Below are 16,081 nucleotides of genomic sequence, written 5' to 3'. Positions count from 1 at the left end.
CTGTGGGTGACGTGCTGTGGACGCCGCCGGCGGACGTGCGCGAGCGGTCCCGCATCGGCGACTACCTGCGCTGGCTGGCCGAGCACCGGGGGCTGGAGTTCGCCGACTACGACGCGCTGTGGCGCTGGTCGGTGACGGACCTGGACGGGTTCTGGCGGTCGATCTGGGACCACTTCGGGGTGGTGGCGCACACCCCGCCGACGGCGACCCTGGCGGATCCCGCCATGCCGGGCACCCGGTGGTTCCCCGGCGCCACCCTCAACTACGCCGAGAACGTGCTGCGGATGCCGGGGTTGGGTGACGACGATCCGGCGGTGATCGCGCACGGGCAGACCCGCGCGCCGCAGACGCTGTCCGCGGCCGAGCTGCGCGAGCAGGTCCGCCGGGTGGCGGCCGGGCTGCGCCGGCTCGGCGTCGGCGCCGGCGACCGGGTGGCCGCGTACGCGCCGAACATCCCCGAGACGTACGTGCTGCTGCTGGCCACCGCCAGCCTCGGCGCGATCTTCTCCTCCTGCGCGCCCGAGTTCGGCACCCGTAGCGTCACCGACCGTTGGCGGCAGACCGAGCCGAAGGTGCTGGTCGCCGTGGACGGCTACCGGTACGGCGACAAGCCGGTGGACCGGCGTGGTGAGGTGGCCGCGATCCGGGCCGCCCTGCCGTCGCTGGCCCACACCGTCGGCATCGGCTACCTGGACCCGGTGGGCGGGCCAGCGGAGGGCGGGATCTCCTGGGCGGAGTTGGCGGCGGAGACCGACGAGCCGCTCACCTTCACCCCGGTGCCGTTCGACCACCCGCTCTACGTGCTCTACTCCTCCGGCACCACCGGCCTGCCCAAGCCGATCGTGCACGGCCACGGCGGCATCCTGCTGGAGCACCTGAAGATGCTGGCCCTGCACCACGACCTGGGCCCGGCGGACCGGTTCTTCTGGTTCACCACCACCGGCTGGATGATGTGGAACTTCCTGGTCTCCGGGCCGGCGGTGGGCGCGGCGATCGTGCTCTTCGACGGCAACCCGGGTCATCCGGACCTGGGCGCGCTGTGGCGGCTGGCGGCGGAGACCGGCACCACGTACTTCGGCACCTCGGCGCCGTTCCTGCTGGCCTGCCGCAAGGCCGGCCTGGTGCCGCGCGAGATCGCCGACCTGTCCGCGCTGCGCGGGCTCGGCTCGACCGGCGCGCCGCTGCCCGTCGAGGGCTTCACCTGGGTTTACGAGAACGTCAGCGACAGCGTCCAGCTCCAGTCGCTCTCCGGCGGCACGGACGTCTGCACGGGTTTCGTCGGCGGGGTCCCGCTGCTGCCGGTGTACGCCGGTGAGATCGCGTGCCGGGCGCTCGGCGCGAAGGTCGAGGCCCGCTCGGCCGACGGCACCCCGGTCATCGGCCAGCTCGGCGAGCTGGTGATCACCGAACCGATGCCGAGCATGCCGGTCGGCTTCTGGAACGACCCGGAGGGCGCCCGCTACCGGGAGGCGTACTTCGAGGTCTACCCGGGGGTGTGGCGACACGGTGACTGGATCACGATCAACGAGCGGGGCGGCTGCGTGATCACCGGCCGGTCCGACGCCACCCTCAACCGGGGCGGGGTGCGGCTGGGCACCGCCGAGTTCTACTCGGTGGTGGAGGGGCTCGACGAGGTGGTCGACTCGGTGGTGGTGCACCTGGAGGACGACGAGGGCGGGGCCGGCGAGCTGCTGCTCTTCGTGGTGCTCGCCGACGGCCTGGAGCTGGACGACGAGCTGCGGCGCAAGATCTGCCGGGAGCTGCGTACCGCGCTGTCCCCGCGGCACGTGCCCGACGAGATCCACCAGGTCCGGTCGGTGCCCCGCACGCTGTCGGCGAAGAAGCTCGAGGTCCCGGTCAAGAAGATCCTCACCGGCACCCCGGTCGACTCGGCCGCCGCCAAGGGCGCCCTGGCCAACCCCGAATCCCTCACGGCCTTCGCCGCCTTCGCCCACCGCCGCACCGCCGCCACAACTCCCACGACCTGACCCCCCACGGCCCTGCCGATCATGGAGTTGTGGCCCCTCGCGGATCGGGCTAAACGCCTTCTTCCGGGTGCCACAACTCCATGATCGACGCTAGGTCAGGGTGCGGGTGACCTTCTCCGTCTCGGTGCGGGCGGGCAGGCGGGAGTGGTCGAGGTTGCCGCAGGCGACGATGCTGGCTCGGGCGGCCAGCGGGGCGAGCAGCCAGTCGACCGGGTCCGGGTAGGCCGCGACATCGACCAGAAGCCGGTCGCCGGGCTCGATGCCCGCGGCCCGGGACTCCGCGCGGGCCAGCAGGGCCGCGTCCGCCTCGCCACCCGCCGGGTACGGGGTGAAGTGGTCGCCGTGCCCACGTACCGCCGACACGAAGTCGGTGCACCCGGCCGGCACCTGCCGCATCGGCAAGGCGAACGGGTCCAGCGCCAGGGCGTACCGCTCGCCGGCCGGCCACTCGGCCGCCTCGTCGACCCGGTCGACGGCGGTGAACAGCACGTCCACCGGAGCCGGGGCGTCGACCACGGTCAGTTTCGCCGACCAGCAGCCGAGCAGGACCGCGGCGGTCTGCCAGTGCGGCGGCAGCAGCACCCCAACCGGGTCGCCGGGCGCGCAGCCGGCCTCGTCCACGAGCAGGTTGGCCGTCTTGGCCACCCAGTTTCCGAGTGTCGCGCCGGAGAGCTCGGTGCGTTCGCCGGTGGCGTCGTCGTACCAGGTCAGCAGCGGTCGGGTGGGATCGGCGGCGGACGCGTCGGCGAACACCCGGGCAATGTTGTCGGCCATCGGCGCGAACGATACGCGCTCGAGTCCCGTACTCGATGCCGAGGACAAGTCGGCGTACCGTCGGGTCGCAGTCAGCGACCGGAGCGGGGTCCGGCGTAGGCTTGCCCCCGGAGTGTTCCTGACCACAAACCCGCCACCCTTCCTGACCACAAACCCGCCACCGCAAGGAGTCGCCCCGTGACCGCCGGTCGCCCGCCCCGCGTGCTCATCGACGCCACGAGTGTCCCCGCCGACCGTGGCGGCGTCGGTAGATACGTCGACGGCCTGCTCGGCGCTCTCGGCAAGGTGTGCGGCGAGGGGTTGGACCTCGCCGTGGTCAGCCTGCGCACCGACCTGGAGCGCTACACCCGGATGCTGCCCGGCGCCGAGATCATCCCGGCCCCCGCGGCGGTCGCCCACCGGCCGGCCCGGCTCGCCTGGGAGCAGACCGGCCTGCCGCTGCTCGCCCAGCAGACGGGCGCGGAGGTCCTGCACTCACCGTTCTACACCTGTCCGCTTCGGGCGGGTTGCCCGGTGACGGTGACCGTGCACGACGCGACCTTCTTCACCGAGCCGGAGCACTACGACAAGTCCCGACGGACGTTCTTCCGCAGCGCGATCAAGACCTCGCTGCGCCGTGCCGACCGGGTGATCGTGCCGAGCAAGGCCACCCGGGACGAGCTGATTCGGCTGCTCGACGCCGACCCGACCCGGATCGACGTGGCGTACCACGGCGTCGACCAGGCCGCCTTCCACGCGCCAGGCGAGGAGGAGAAGGCCCGCGTCCGGGCCCGGCTCGGCCTGGGTTCGAGCACCTACATCGCCTTCCTCGGCGCCAAGGAGCCGCGCAAGAACGTGCCCAACCTGATCCGGGGCTGGGCGCGGGCGGTCGCCGACCGGGAGAACCCGCCGGCCCTGGTGATCGCCGGGGGCCAGGGGCACGACGACGACATCGACCGGGCGGTGGCCGAGGTGCCCCCGCACCTGCGGCTGCTGCGTCCCGGCTACCTGCGCTACGCCGACCTGCCCGGCTTCCTCGGCGGTGCGCTGGTCGCCGCCTACCCGTCGTACGGTGAAGGCTTCGGCCTGCCGATCCTGGAGGCGATGGCCTGCGCCGCGCCGGTGCTCACCACGCCCCGGCTCTCGCTGCCCGAGGTGGGCGGTGACGCGGTGGCGTACACCAGCGAGGACCCGGACCAGATCGCGGCCGACCTGGCCGCGCTGCTGGACGACGAGGGACGCCGCAACGCCCTGGCCGAGGCGGGCTTCGCCCGGGCCAAGGAGTTCACCTGGGAGTCCAGCGCCGAGGTGCACATCGCCGCGTGGAGCCGGGCCCGGTCCTGACCGGCCGCGCGGGCCGACCGGGCGTCCGGGCGGGGACGGGTCGGGCATGATGTCCTGATGCTCTACGCCGTCATCCCGGCGGGTGGCAGTGGCACGAGGTTGTGGCCGCTGTCCCGTGCCGGCCACCCCAAGTTCCTGCACCCGCTCACCGGCACCAGTTCCTCACTGTTGCAGGCCACGGTCGAGCGGTTGGCGCCGCTGACCACCCCGGAGCACATCCTGGTGGTCACCGGCGCCGCGCACGTCGCGGCGGTGGCGCGGCAGCTGACCGGTCTGCCCGAGGAGAACATCCTCGTCGAGCCGTCGCCGCGCGACTCCTGCGCGGCGATCGCGCTGGCCGCCGCGGTCATCGCGCTGCGCGAGCCGGACGCCGTGATGGGCTCCTTCGCCGCCGACCACCTGATCGGCGACCCGGACCGGTGGGTGGCGACCGTACGGGAGGCGGTCCACGGCGCCGAGCAGGGGCTGCTGATGACGGTGGGCATCACGCCCACCCGGCCGGAGACCGGCTACGGATACCTGGAGACCGGCCAGCCGGCCGGCGACGGGCCGCTGCGACCGGTCGCCGAGTTCAAGGAGAAGCCGGCGGCCGACGTGGCCGAGGCGTACGTCCGTTCGGGCCGGTACCTGTGGAACGCCAGCATGTTCGTCTGGCGGGTCGACGTCTTCCTCGCCGAGCTGGCCCGGCAGCAGCCGGCGCTGCACGCGGGGATCACCGCGATCGCGGCGGCGTGGGGCACCGCCGAGCAGGACGACGTGCTGGGCACGGTGTGGCCGACGCTGCCGAAGATCTCGGTCGACTATGCGGTGATGGAGGGCGCGGCGCAGGCCGGCCGGGTGGCCACCGTTCCCGGCGACTTCGGCTGGAACGACGTCGGCGACTTCCACACCCTCGGCGACGTGTTGCCCGCCGACCCGGCCGGGAACGTGGTGCTCGGCGGCGCCAAGCCGGCGGTGCTGCTGCACGACAGCACCGGGCTGGTGGTGGTGCCGCAGTCGGGCCGGCTGGTCGCCACCGTCGGGGTGCACGACCTGATCGTGGTCGACACCCCGGACGCCGTGCTGGTCTGCCCCCGGGACCGGGCGCAGGACGTGAAGAAGCTGGTCGACCAGCTCAAGGAGCGAGGCGAAGAGGGCTACGTCTGAGCGCGGCGAGGCCCGGCGCGACGAGGCGGGCGGTCCCGGAGGCCAACGGATCCGGCAACCGGTCCGGCGGGAACCAGCCCAGGGCCTCTGACTCGTCGCTGACCCGCTCGACCGCGCCGGCCGGGGCGAGCACGGCGAACCGTACGTCGTGGTGCCGCGAGCCGCCGCCGCAGGCGACCGGGTGCACGTCCACGTCGATCGGGACGGGGTCGATGCGCAGGCCGGTGATGCCGGACTCCTCGCCGGCCTCGCGCAGCGCCACCCCGGCGAGCGTCCGGTCGGCCGGCTCGCAGTGCCCGCCGAGCTGTACCCAGCGGTGGAGCTTGCCGTGCAGGCAGAACAGCAACCGGGCGCCGGTCGCGTCGAACACCAGCGCGCTGGCGGTCAGGTGACCGACGCGGTGGGCCCGGCTCATCGCCGCCGGCCCGTCGGCGAGCAGGCGCAGCGTGTGGTCCCGGGCGTGCGCCGCGCTGGGGCTGGTCGGCGTCCAGTCGGTCAGCAGCGCGGTCGCGTCGGCGTGCAGCGCGGCGTGGACGCCGGCCGCGCTGGCGTCGGGGTGCGGCGTGGCCGGAACGGCGGCCGGGATCGCGTCGGCGGGCGGCGCGGCCGGGACCCCGATGGCGGGCGGCGCGGCGGGCGGAACCGCGATGGCGTCGGACATCCCGACACTCTACGAGCGCCGGGCGGCCGGTGGGCGCGACGCCCGGGTGCACCTTCTGCGGACTGACGGCCGCAGACCCTCGTGGTGCCGCCCGGACGTCGGGCCACCTGCCTCGAGCACCCGCGGCGCCGCGAACGTGAAACGCGCGGGCCGTCGTCGAGGCAGGGACGAGCATGCGCCCCGGGAGCCGGGACCGTCGAGGACTTTCAGTTGACGCTTAAAGATGGCAACAAGTGCCGGCCGGGTAGAGTCGGGTGGTGGCGGGAACTCCCTCGGCCCGCCCGGGAGAGCGCTCCAGATGCTGAAGATCCGCTTCTCCGGCGAGGACATCCTCCGGACCCGGCTGGCTCCCGCCGCGGACGCCGTCTGGGAGGTCGTTCTCAGCCTGCACGTGCTGTCCGGCGGGGCCGGCGACCCGTTGCTGTCGCCCTGGCGGCACAGCGTCGCGCGCGTGCTGCGCCGCGAGGCCGCCGCCCGCCCGCTGGGGCTGCTCCTCTCGCTGAACCCGCCGCGCGGCTACTTCCCGGACTTCCTCACCCCCTACGCGAGCCGGGACGGGTTCGAGGCGGGGCTGGAGGCGCTGCGCGGCACGCCGGTCGCCCAGCTGAGCCGGGACGTGGGCCTGGTGGGCGGGCGACGGACGCCGCTGCCCGCGTCGGCCGCGGCGCTGGCCCGGGGAGAGCCGGAGGTGCTGCGCCACCTCACCGACTCGATGGCGCGCTACCGGGCGGTGGCGCTGGGGCCGTACTGGGCCCGGATCCAGGCCGCCGTCGACGCCGATCGGGCGCGGCGGGCCCGGGCCCTGCTGGACGGCGGTGTCGAGGGGCTGCTGGAGAGCCTGCGGCCCGCGGTGCGGTGGGCGGCGGGCGTGCTGTCGGTGCCCGGCTACCCGAACGACCGCGAGTTGCACCTGGACGGGCGAGGGTTGCTGCTGGTCCCGTCGTTCTTCTGCGCGCCGACGCCGGTCGCCCTGCTCGACCCGGCGCTGCCGCCGGTGCTGGTCTATCCGGTGGACCGGCTGGGCGGCCTGGCTCCGGCGCCACGCGCGGAGGCCGGCGCGGCCCCGGCCGGCGGCGCGTCCCCGGCGGCGGACCGGGAGGCGCTGGCCGCCCTGCTCGGCCGGACCCGGGCGGCGGTGCTGGCGGCCAGCGACGCCGGCTGCACCACCGGCGAGGTCGCCCGCCGGCTGAACATCTCGCCGGCCGCGGCCAGCCAGCACACCACCGTGCTGCGCAACGCGGGCCTGCTGGTCAGCACCCGGGATCGCAACACCGTCCTGCACACCCTGACCCCCCTCGGCCGCGCCGTCCTCAACCCGTGACCCCACCCGACCCGCACCCCTCGCTTTGTTGATCAAGGGGTTTGGGTCGGCATCCGCGCTCGGGCCGACGCGAACTCCTTGATCAACAAGGTGGGTCGGGGGCCGGCCACGGCGGCCGTGGGGTGGGGTGGGTTGGAGGTGGGGGCTAGAGGGCCAGGGTGGCTAGGGCGGTGCTGCCGGTGGGGGGCGGGAGGAGGGTCGTGGGAACGCCCTCGGCGGCCAGGGCGGCGCGCAGGCGGTGCAGGTCGGCCCCGAAGCGGACCAGGTCGGGGCGGTCGACCGGGGTCGGGGCGGCGCCCAGGATCAGCCCGGTGGCCCGCACCGGCCAGCCGGGCACGGTGGCGACGGTGCTGGTGCGTACCTCGTCGTCGGTCACGTGGGTGAAGACCGTGCCGGGCGCGATCAGCCCGGCCACCGCGTCGATCGCCCGCCGGACCGCGGCCGGATCCGGCCCCGGGCCGATCGCGTCGGCGAGGAGCGCGGCCGAGCGCAACCCGTCCGCCCGGGCCTCGGCGGTGCCCAGCGAGAACAGGTCCAGCGCGCTCTCCCGGACCAGCGCGGCGGCCCCGGCGCCGTCGTCGGGGCGGGCCGCCGTCGGGTAGCCGCGCACCACCGCGACCGGCACCTGGTCCCGCTTGCCCTTGATCAGTTCACCGGCGCCGGCCAGCTCGTCGACCACCGCGACCTGGGTCAGCTGGAGCTCGTTGCCGTACGGGTCGACCTCGCCCCGATGGTCCCGGATGGCGGGCATCCCGGCCACGCCGAGCGCCACGTCGGTGAGCCCGTTGCGCCAGGGCCGGCCCATCGTGTCGCTGATGATCACTGCGACGTCCACCTCGTACCGCTCGCGCAGCGCGGCGCGCAGCGCGCGGGCCGAGGCGTCCGGGTCCTTCGGCAGCAGCACCAGGCGGCCGGCGTCCACGTTCGAGGCGTCGATGCCGGCCGAGGCCATCACGAAGCCGTGGTGGGTCTGGACGATCCGGGTCCCGCCCCGGGTGGCCACCACCCGGGCCGTCTCGGCGGCCAGCACCTCGTCCCGGGCCGCCGTCCGCTCCGGCCCCTCCTCGGCCGGCACGTCCACCAGCCGGCCCTCCGCCTTGGACACGATCTTGCTGGTGACCACCAGCACGTCGCCGTCGCGCAGCCACGGCGCCGCGGTGGCGATCAGCGCCGCCAGGTCGTCGCCCTCGGTCACGTCGCCGATGCCCAGCACCGGCAGGATCTCCAGCCTCACACCAGCTCCAACGCGGCGCGCACCATCGCGGCCGTCGCCGCCTCGTCGGTCATCCGCAGCGGCACCGCGCGGACCGTCACCCCGGGCACCTCGACGCCCGCGTCCTCCGGCGCGACCAGCCAGCCGTCCAGCAACCCGCCGTCGCGCCGCCCGCCGTAGAGCCGGCCCACGCCGGCCGCGCTGCACTCCACCCCGAGGACGGCCAGGCAGCGGTCCGCCATCCCGCGCACCGGCGCGCCGCCGATGATCGGCGAGACACCGACCACCGGGGCCGGCCCCTCGACCACCGCCTCGCGCAGCCCGGGCACGGCGAGCACCGGGGCGATGCTGACCACCGGGTTGCTCGGCGCGACCAGGACGACGTCGGCCGCCGCGATCGCCTCGCGTACCCCGGGCGCCGGCTCGGCGGCGTCCGCGCCGACGAAGACGAACCGGTCGGTGGGGACGTCCGCCCGGTACCGCACCCACCACTCCTGGAAGTGGATGGCCCGCCGGCCGCCGTCCAGGTCGACCACCGCGTGGGTCTCCAGCCGGTCGTCGGTGGCCGGCAGGAGGCGTACGCCGGGCTGCCACCGGGCGGCCATCGCCTCGGTCACCTGCGACAACGGGTAGCCGGCGGTGAGCATGGTGGTGCGCACCAGATGGGTGGCGAGATCCTTGTCGCCCAGCCCGAACCAGGTCGGCTCGGCCCCGTACGCGGCCAGCTCCGCCTTGACCGTCCAGCTCTCGCCGGCCCGGCCCCAGCCCCGCTCCGGGTCGGCCCCGCCGCCCAGCGTGTACAGCACGCTGTCCAGGTCGGGGCAGACCTTCAACCCGTGCAGCAGCAGGTCGTCGCCGACGTTCACCACGGCGGTCACCTCGGCGCCCACCTCCCGGGCGTACGACCGCACGCCGAGCAGGAACCGGGCACCCCCGATGCCGCCGGCCAGAACCACGATGCGCATGACGTCCATCCTTCCGCACGGGACGTCGCCGGTGCCCCGCCGGCCCGGGAGACTAGGCTCACGTCGCATTCGTCCGCCACAGCCCGCGAGGGGGAGCACGTGACCAGCCCCGACGAGCAAGCGTCGACCGCACCGACCCCGGCCCGCGCCCTGACCGCCCCGCTGCGCGAGCCGGCCGCCCTGGTGCTGCTCGCCGCGAACGCGCTCTTCCTCTTCGTCGGCCTGCTGCGCTGGCTGGTGCCGACGGACTTCGGCGACGCCACCAGCCGGGCCGGGATGGCCTTCGAGCACTTCGCCGGACTGACGGCGGTCCTGCTGCCGGTGCTGGCCGTGCTGCTGGCCACCCACCTGGCGCCGGTGTCGCCGCGGGCCGCGCTGATCACCAAGGTCGCCCTCGCCGAGTACGCGGCCGGCGGCGTGCTCGGCGCGCTGACCTTCCTGGTCTGGACGATCGGGCGGCTGGCCGAGGGCGAGGTGCTCGACGCCTTCCTCGGCCTGCTGACCCGGGCCGGCTGGCTCGCCCTGCTGGCGGCCGGCGCGTTCGTGGTGTGGCGGATCTGGAGCAACCTGTACCAGGCGCCGAAGCCGCAGCCCGGCGTCTACGGCCAGCCCCGGCCGCAGCAGCCCGGCGGCTGGTCCGCCCCGGGCCAGCCAGGTGGCCAGTTCGGCCCGCCCACGCCGGGCCAGCCGGCCGGCCCCTTCGGCCCGCCCGCCCCGGGGCAGCCGGCCCCGCCGTACGGTCCGCCCGGTCAGCCCGCCCCGCAGTACGGCCAGCCCTACCCGGGCCAGCCGGGGGCCGACCCGTACGGTCAGCCGCACCCGGGGCAGTCGGGCCCGCCGTACGCCCCCGGGCCGGCCTCCGCGCCGCCGTTCCCGGTCGCCGGGGGACCGCAGCCGCCGTACCCGGCCCCGCCGTTCGGGCCGCCGCCGTCGGCCGACCCGACCCAGGCGATCCCCCGCCAGTCCGGGGAGCCGGGCACGCCGTCCGCCGGCGACAGCGACCGCACCCAGCAGTTCCGCCGGGACGAGCAGAACCCGCCCCGCTGAGGGGCGGGACGGATCTCACCTCCGGCCCCGCACCGACCGCACCGGCCCTAGGGTGGACTGATGTCTGACCGCATCGATCCCGGCCCGACCGAGGCGAGCGTCCGGCGCGCCCTGCGCCGAGCCGCCGCCGGGCGGGCGCTCGACGCCGACGAGGCCACCACCCTGCTCGCCGCGCGGGGGCCGGAGCTGGACGAGCTGCTCCGGCTCGCCGGGGCGGTCCGCGACGCCGGCCTGCGCGACGCGGGGCGGCCGGGCGTGGTCACGTACTCGAAGAAGGTCTTCATCCCGCTGACCCGGCTCTGCCGGGACCGCTGCCACTACTGCACCTTCGCCACCGTGCCGCACCGGCTGCCGGCGGCCTACCTGGAGCGGGACGAGGTCCTCGCGATCGCCCGGGAGGGCGCGGCGCTGGGCTGCAAGGAGGCGCTGTTCACCCTCGGTGACCGGCCGGAGGAGCGCTGGCCGGCGGCGCGCGCGTGGCTGGACGAGCGGGGCTACGACTCCACGCTGGACTACCTGCGGGCCTGCGCGGTGGCGGTGCTGGAGGAGACCGGCCTGCTGCCGCACCTGAACCCGGGGGTGCTCTCCTGGTCGGAGCTGCACCGGCTCAAGCCGGTCGCGCCGAGCATGGGGATGATGCTGGAGACCACCGCGACGCGGCTCTGGGCGGAGCCGGGCGGCCCGCACTTCGGTTCGCCGGACAAGGAGCCGGCGGTGCGGCTGCGGGTGCTGGACGACGCCGGCCGGGTCGGGGTGCCGTTCACCACCGGCGTCCTGATCGGCATCGGGGAGACCCCGGCCGAGCGGGTCGACGCGCTCTTCGCGATCCGCCGGGCCATGCGGGAGTACGGCCACCTCCAGGAGGTGATCGTGCAGAACTTCCGCGCCAAGCCGGACACCGCGATGCGCGGCATGCCGGACGCCGAGCTGCACGACCTGGCCGCCACGGTGGCGGTGGCCCGGCTGCTGCTCGGCCCGAAGGCGCGGCTGCAGGCCCCGCCGAACCTGATCTCCGGCGAGTACGGGCTGCTGCTGCGGGCCGGCATCGACGACTGGGGCGGGGTCTCCCCGCTCACCCCGGACCACGTCAACCCGGAACGCCCCTGGCCGCAGATCGAGGAGCTGGCCCGGCACAGCGCGGCGGCCGGCTTCGCCCTGCGCGAGCGGCTCACCGTCTACCCGGAGTACGTCCGGGCCGGCGACCCGTGGCTCGATCCGCGGCTGCTGCCGCACGTCGGCGCGCTGGCCGACCCGGCGACCGGGCTGGCGGTCGAGGAGGCCCGGCCGGTGGGCCGGCCCTGGCAGGAGCCGGAGGAGGTCTTCGGCGGGCGGACCGACCTGCACGTCACCATCGACACCACCGGGCGCAGCGGGGACCGCCGGGGCGACTTCGACAGCGTCTACGGCGACTGGTCCGAGGTGGCCGGCCGGGTCACCGCGCCGGCCGGCGGCGTCGCCGTGGGCCCGGCCGTCGACGCCGGGCTGCGGGCCGGGCTGCGGCTGGCCGCCGACGACCCGGCCGCGCTGCTCGACCCGGCGCACGAGGCGACGGCGCTGGCGCTGTTCGGCGCGGACGGGCCGGCGCTGGACGAGTTGTGCCGGATCGCCGACGAGGTGCGCCGGGACGCCGTCGGCGACGACGTGACGTACGTGGTCAACCGCAACATCAACTTCAGTAACGTCTGCTACGTCGGCTGTCGGTTCTGCGCCTTCGCCCAGCGAGAGCGGGACGCCGACGCGTACCGGCTCTCGGTGGAGCAGGTGGCCGACCGGGCGGCGCAGGCGTGGGCGGTGGGGGCGACCGAGGTGTGCCTCCAGGGCGGCATCGACCCGAAGATGCCGGTCACCGGGTACGCCGACATCGTCCGGGCGATCAAGGCGCGGGTGCCCGGGATGCACGTGCACGCGTTCTCCCCGATGGAGATCGTCACCGCCGCGGCGAAGGCCGGGGTGCCGGTGCGGGAGTGGCTGGTCCAGCTCCGCGAGGCCGGGCTGGACACCATCCCGGGCACCGCCGCGGAGATCCTCGACGACGACGTGCGCTGGGTGCTCACCAAGGGCAAGCTGCCGGCCGCCGCCTGGGTCGAGGTGGTCAGCACGGCCCACGAGCTGGGCCTGCGGTCCAGCTCCACGATGATGTACGGCCACGTCGACCATCCCGGCCAGTGGCTGGCGCACTTCCGGGTGCTGGCCGGCGTGCAGGATCGCACGGGCGGGTTCACCGAGTTCGTGGCGCTGCCGTTCGTGCACACCAACGCGCCGATCTACCTCGCCGGCATCGCCCGTCCGGGCCCGACCTGGCGGGAGAACCGGGTGGTGCACGCGATGGCCCGGCTGCTGCTGCACGGGCGGATCGCCAACATCCAGTGCTCGTGGGTGAAGCTCGGCGACGAGGGCACGGTGGCGATGCTCCGGGGCGGTTGCAACGACCTGGGCGGCACGCTGATGGAGGAGACCATCTCCCGGATGGCCGGGTCGGGCAACGGTTCGGCGCGTACCGAGGAGCAGTTGACGGCGATCGCGGCGGCGGCGGGGCGGCCGGCCCGCAAGCGGACGACCGCGTACGGTCACGCCCGCGCCTGAGGTCGAACCTTTTCCCGGCGCCGGCCGTACCCGATGTCGCCGGCGGCGGTAGCGGCGAGGACCGCCCCCGGCGCCCCCTCACCGGGCCTGGCGGCGCCGCCCCGGGCGGCGTCCCGGCCCTCGTCGTCGGGCGGGCGCTGCGGCGCCGCCGTGGGAAGGTTGCCCATGACCAGTGAAGAGCGGAAGTGGCGCTGGCCGCGACTGACCCGCCGGCAGACGTTGACCGCGGCGGCGAGTGCCACCCTCGGGGCCGCCGCCCTCACCGTGCCGGGCCTGTCGGCGGCGCAGAACGGCCCCGCGTGGCGGGACGCCGACGGGCCGATCGTCGTGCACCTGCGCGACGCCGCCTCCGGGCGGATGGACGTCTTCGTCGGCGCCACCCGGGTCGAGGTGCAGGACTGGGCGCTGGCCGACCGGCTGCGCCGCGCCGTCGGTCGTGGCTGATCGCCCGTAGTCCCCGACCCACCCACCCCCGAAGGTTGGTCCGCCATGTCTTCCCACCGTGAGGCGCCGGAGATCGCCAAGGATCCGGTCGCCGACAGTTCCGACCTGTACGCCTTCGTCACCCCCGGCCGCCCCGACTCGGTGACGTTGCTGGCGAACTACGTGCCGATGCAACTGCCCTCGGGCGGTCCGAACTTCTTCGAGTTCGGCGACGACGTGCGGTACGAGATTCACGTCGACAACGACGGCGACGGTCAGCCCGATGTCACCTATCGTTTCGAATTCACCACCGAGATAACGAACCCGAACAGTTTTCTCTACAACACCGGGCCGATCGAGTCGCTGGACAGCCGGAACTGGAACCGGCGGCAGTTCTACCGGCTGACCCGGATCGCCGACGGCCGGGAGCGCGTGCTGGCCCCCCGGCTGCCGTGCCCGCCGTGCAACGTCGGCCCGCTCTCCACCCCGAAGTACCAGGACCTGGTCCGGCAGGCGACCTACCGACTCTCCACCGGGGAGCGGGTCTTCGCCGGCCAGCGGGCGGACGGGTTCTTCGTCGACCTGGGCGCGGTCTTCGAGCTGGGTACGCTGCGCCCGTTCCAGCAGCTGCACGTGGCCGGCCGCAGGATGTTCCGGGTTGAGGGCGAGCCGGTCAACGCGTTGGACCGGATGAACGTGCACACCATCGCCCTGCAGGTGCCGCTGGCCCGGGTGCGCCGCCGGGCCAACCGGTACGGCGCCGCCGACCGGGCGTCGGTGATCGGCGTCTGGACCACCGCGTCCCGGCAGCAGGTGCGGGTGCTGGGCGACCGGGTGGCGGCGGACACCGCGGCCGGACCGTTCACACAGGTGTCCCGGCTCGGTAACCCACTGTTCAATGAGGTCGTGGTGCCGATGTCCAGAAAGGACCTGTGGAACACGCTGCCGCCGGCCGAGGACAAGCGGTTCGCGCAGTTCGTCGAGCGACCGGAGTTGGCCGCCCTGCTGCCGGCGCTGTATCCGGGCGTCTTCCCCCGGCTGGAGGCGCTGAACAAGGCGAAGAAGCCCCGGGCGGACCTGGTGGCCATCCTGCTGACCGGGATCCCGGCCGGGCTGGTCGACGGCTTCACCAACCACACCGGCGACGTCCAGGCGGACATGCTGCGGTTGAACACCGCGATCCCGCCGGCCCGCAAACCGGACCGGTTCGGTGTGCTCGGCGGCGACCTCGCCGGCTTCCCGAACGGGCGCCGGGTCGGCGACGACGTGGTGAGCACCTCGTTGCGGGCCATCGCCGGCCTCACCGTGCCGCTGGTGGACCGGGCGTTCACCCCCGACCCGGCCGCCGCCACGGTCACCCCGGGGCTGAGCGCCGCCGACGTGACGGCGCCCTTCCTCGGTGACTTTCCCTTCCTCGGCACGCCGTACGACGGGTTCGGCAACCCGCCCGCCGCCGGTTCGTGAGAGGAGGGGTCCATGCCGGCACACCAGCATGAGTACGGGCCGACGGAGAGCGGCACCGTCCTGCTCGACCTGGGCGGGGACACCGGGGCGCTGATCGTCTACACCGGACCGGACCTGCTCGGCCGGGAGATCGAGATCAGCCGGGCGGACCGGCCCCGAGGCGTCCGGACCCACGCGGCGGTACGGGAGCGGCGCATTCCCGACGGCTCGTTCCACAGTGCACTCTACCCGGACCTGCCCGCCGGCCTCTATACCGTGTGGTGGGACATCGAGACGCCGGCCGGAGCGGTCACCGTGAGCGGCGGCGGAATCGCCGAGTTCGCCTGGCCGACCAGCAGGCCCGCCGGCACCGGCTGACCGGGCGCCCGCGCGCCCCCCGTCGCGCCCTGTCCACATGGTGGGCAGGGCGCTGTCGGCGTTGGGCGCTCGGCGGGCGGTTCCGGGCCCGGCGGGTTAACCTGTGCCCCATCAAGATCCAGTTCTTGATGGGGTGAGCGGGGCGGAGTGGGGCGGCCGGGTGGGCGGCGGGGGCGCCACGGCAGAAAACTTGGGCAACTCGCCGGGGAGGGCGTTACTCGTCCGGGGTCTGAATCGATAGGGCAGGTTGCGGGGCCGGGCGGCTCAGGTGGTCGACCGGGACGTGTCGGGAGGGCGACTCCATTATCAAGTTTGGCTTGACGGCGCACGCATTACACGCGTGTAATTTGAATGGGGTTGTTCGCACGGATCGCAACAAATGGGACCGGACGGACAGGCACGCCTTTTCGCGTGGGGGGTCGCAGCGGCGTTGGCGCCGGTGCGCGACAAGGAGGCAATCTATGGACGGCCAGCTCGAGGTGGCCGACCTGCTCGGGAACGCGCCGGAGTGGCAGGAGCGGGCGCTCTGCTCGCAGACCGACCCGGAGGCGTTCTTTCCCGAGAAGGGCGGCTCGACCCGCGAGGCGAAGCGGATCTGCTCGCGGTGCGAGGTGAAGACGGAGTGCCTCGAATACGCTCTCGGCCACGACGAGCGGTTCGGGATCTGGGGTGGGCTCTCCGAGCGGGAGCGGCGCAAGCTCAAGCGACGGGCCGCCTGAGGCGAGGGTGCGGGGCCGGGGCGGTGGGGGCCGCCCGGCTCGGCCCGAGGCGCGGCGGTCGTCGGCGCGGCGCGAGGTCGCCGGCGTGGCCCGGGAA

At 74.6% G+C, this 16,081-nt stretch carries 15 protein-coding genes; 10 read left to right on the top strand and 5 right to left on the bottom strand.

Going from position 1 to position 16,081, the window contains the following annotated elements; all coding sequences use genetic code 11:
* Window positions 1-2: 2 nt before the first annotated feature.
* Window positions 3-1,988 (top strand): acetoacetate--CoA ligase, encoded by a 1,986-nt coding sequence (locus tag AB0H57_RS23605; RefSeq protein ID WP_357509840.1) that lies wholly within the window; start codon window positions 3-5, stop codon window positions 1,986-1,988.
* A gap of 90 nt (window positions 1,989-2,078) precedes the next feature.
* Here AB0H57_RS23605 and AB0H57_RS23600 read toward each other — a convergent pair whose 3' ends face one another.
* On the bottom strand, window positions 2,079-2,762 hold the full coding sequence (locus AB0H57_RS23600; protein WP_357509838.1) for a TIGR03089 family protein: 684 nt from the start codon (window positions 2,760-2,762) through the stop codon (window positions 2,079-2,081).
* Window positions 2,763-2,939: 177 nt separating this feature from the next.
* Here AB0H57_RS23600 and AB0H57_RS23595 point away from each other — a divergent pair, with 177 nt between their 5' ends.
* Both AB0H57_RS23595 and AB0H57_RS23590 read left to right on the top strand, forming a co-directional pair.
* Window positions 2,940-4,085 (top strand): glycosyltransferase family 1 protein, encoded by a 1,146-nt coding sequence (locus AB0H57_RS23595; protein WP_357509836.1) that lies wholly within the window; start codon window positions 2,940-2,942, stop codon window positions 4,083-4,085.
* Between the two features lie 57 nt (window positions 4,086-4,142).
* Window positions 4,143-5,231 carry a sugar phosphate nucleotidyltransferase gene (locus AB0H57_RS23590; protein WP_357509834.1) on the top strand — a complete coding sequence of 363 codons (1,089 nt, stop codon included), beginning with the start codon at window positions 4,143-4,145 and terminating at the stop codon, window positions 5,229-5,231.
* On the opposite strand, the gene AB0H57_RS23585 is transcribed toward AB0H57_RS23590, so the two are convergent.
* Entirely contained in the window at window positions 5,200-5,892 is a 693-nt protein-coding gene (locus tag AB0H57_RS23585; RefSeq protein ID WP_357509832.1) for an NUDIX domain-containing protein, read from the bottom strand. The genes AB0H57_RS23590 and AB0H57_RS23585 overlap by 32 nt on opposite strands.
* 298 nt (window positions 5,893-6,190) lie before the next feature.
* Between AB0H57_RS23585 and AB0H57_RS23580 the strand changes: the two genes are divergently transcribed.
* A complete protein-coding gene (locus AB0H57_RS23580) occupies window positions 6,191-7,213 on the top strand; it encodes a winged helix-turn-helix domain-containing protein (RefSeq protein ID WP_357509830.1) in 1,023 nt (340 codons plus the stop codon).
* A 145-nt stretch (window positions 7,214-7,358) separates the two neighbouring features.
* On the opposite strand, the gene AB0H57_RS23575 is transcribed toward AB0H57_RS23580, so the two are convergent.
* Both AB0H57_RS23575 and cofD read right to left on the bottom strand, forming a co-directional pair.
* Window positions 7,359-8,447 (bottom strand): coenzyme F420-0:L-glutamate ligase, encoded by a 1,089-nt coding sequence (locus tag AB0H57_RS23575; protein ID WP_357509828.1) that lies wholly within the window; start codon window positions 8,445-8,447, stop codon window positions 7,359-7,361.
* Entirely contained in the window at window positions 8,444-9,391 is a 948-nt protein-coding gene (cofD, locus tag AB0H57_RS23570) for a 2-phospho-L-lactate transferase (protein WP_357509826.1), read from the bottom strand. Before cofD ends, AB0H57_RS23575 begins: the two co-directional genes overlap by 4 nt.
* A 99-nt stretch (window positions 9,392-9,490) precedes the next feature.
* Here cofD and AB0H57_RS23565 point away from each other — a divergent pair, with 99 nt between their 5' ends.
* Together AB0H57_RS23565 and AB0H57_RS23560 are read left to right on the top strand one after the other, a co-directional pair.
* Window positions 9,491-10,438 carry a hypothetical protein gene (locus AB0H57_RS23565; protein WP_357509824.1) on the top strand — a complete coding sequence of 316 codons (948 nt, stop codon included), beginning with the start codon at window positions 9,491-9,493 and terminating at the stop codon, window positions 10,436-10,438.
* A 60-nt stretch (window positions 10,439-10,498) separates the two neighbouring features.
* A complete protein-coding gene (locus tag AB0H57_RS23560) occupies window positions 10,499-13,021 on the top strand; it encodes a bifunctional FO biosynthesis protein CofGH (RefSeq protein ID WP_357509822.1) in 2,523 nt (840 codons plus the stop codon).
* Here the strand turns inward: AB0H57_RS23560 and AB0H57_RS23555 are convergent.
* Window positions 13,006-13,188: a hypothetical protein gene (locus AB0H57_RS23555; protein WP_357509820.1), complete on the bottom strand. Its 183-nt coding sequence runs from the start codon at window positions 13,186-13,188 to the stop codon at window positions 13,006-13,008. The genes AB0H57_RS23560 and AB0H57_RS23555 overlap by 16 nt on opposite strands.
* On the opposite strand from AB0H57_RS23555, the gene AB0H57_RS23550 reads away from it, so the two are divergent.
* The 4 genes from AB0H57_RS23550 to AB0H57_RS23535 all read left to right on the top strand — a co-directional run bounded on the left by AB0H57_RS23550 (window position 13,187) and on the right by AB0H57_RS23535 (window position 15,984).
* Window positions 13,187-13,465: a hypothetical protein gene (locus AB0H57_RS23550; protein WP_357509818.1), complete on the top strand. Its 279-nt coding sequence runs from the start codon at window positions 13,187-13,189 to the stop codon at window positions 13,463-13,465. The genes AB0H57_RS23555 and AB0H57_RS23550 overlap by 2 nt on opposite strands.
* Before the next feature lie 45 nt (window positions 13,466-13,510).
* Window positions 13,511-14,908, top strand: coding sequence for a DUF4331 domain-containing protein (locus AB0H57_RS23545; protein WP_357509816.1), 1,398 nt, complete (start codon window positions 13,511-13,513; stop codon window positions 14,906-14,908).
* 12 nt (window positions 14,909-14,920) lie between these two features.
* Window positions 14,921-15,265 (top strand): phospholipase, encoded by a 345-nt coding sequence (locus AB0H57_RS23540; protein ID WP_357509814.1) that lies wholly within the window; start codon window positions 14,921-14,923, stop codon window positions 15,263-15,265.
* Window positions 15,266-15,726: 461 nt separating this feature from the next.
* Window positions 15,727-15,984, top strand: coding sequence for a WhiB family transcriptional regulator (locus tag AB0H57_RS23535; protein WP_007455784.1), 258 nt, complete (start codon window positions 15,727-15,729; stop codon window positions 15,982-15,984).
* The last annotated feature ends 97 nt before the right edge of the window (window positions 15,985-16,081 follow it).

Source organism: Micromonospora sp. NPDC050686 (assembly GCF_040654475.1).
Taxonomy (GTDB): domain Bacteria; phylum Actinomycetota; class Actinomycetes; order Mycobacteriales; family Micromonosporaceae; genus Micromonospora.
Note: the sequence above shows the minus strand (reverse complement) of the source record. Positions and strands in the feature narration are given on the sequence as shown.

What these genes read in the sequence shown, in the direction of transcription:
- AB0H57_RS23600 (WP_357509838.1), bottom strand. Translation starts at nt 2,762, where the DNA reads ATGGCCGACAACATTGCCCGGGTGTTCGCCGACGCGTCCGCCGCCGAT.
- AB0H57_RS23590 (WP_357509834.1), top strand. Translation starts at nt 4,143, where the DNA reads ATGCTCTACGCCGTCATCCCGGCGGGTGGCAGTGGCACGAGGTTGTGG.
- AB0H57_RS23585 (WP_357509832.1), bottom strand. Translation starts at nt 5,892, where the DNA reads ATGTCCGACGCCATCGCGGTTCCGCCCGCCGCGCCGCCCGCCATCGGG.
- AB0H57_RS23580 (WP_357509830.1), top strand. Translation starts at nt 6,191, where the DNA reads ATGCTGAAGATCCGCTTCTCCGGCGAGGACATCCTCCGGACCCGGCTG.
- cofD (WP_357509826.1), bottom strand. Translation starts at nt 9,391, where the DNA reads ATGCGCATCGTGGTTCTGGCCGGCGGCATCGGGGGTGCCCGGTTCCTG.
- AB0H57_RS23560 (WP_357509822.1), top strand. Translation starts at nt 10,499, where the DNA reads ATGTCTGACCGCATCGATCCCGGCCCGACCGAGGCGAGCGTCCGGCGC.
- AB0H57_RS23550 (WP_357509818.1), top strand. Translation starts at nt 13,187, where the DNA reads ATGACCAGTGAAGAGCGGAAGTGGCGCTGGCCGCGACTGACCCGCCGG.
- AB0H57_RS23555 (WP_357509820.1), bottom strand. Translation starts at nt 13,188, where the DNA reads ATGGGCAACCTTCCCACGGCGGCGCCGCAGCGCCCGCCCGACGACGAG.
- AB0H57_RS23545 (WP_357509816.1), top strand. Translation starts at nt 13,511, where the DNA reads ATGTCTTCCCACCGTGAGGCGCCGGAGATCGCCAAGGATCCGGTCGCC.
- AB0H57_RS23540 (WP_357509814.1), top strand. Translation starts at nt 14,921, where the DNA reads ATGCCGGCACACCAGCATGAGTACGGGCCGACGGAGAGCGGCACCGTC.
- AB0H57_RS23535 (WP_007455784.1), top strand. Translation starts at nt 15,727, where the DNA reads ATGGACGGCCAGCTCGAGGTGGCCGACCTGCTCGGGAACGCGCCGGAG.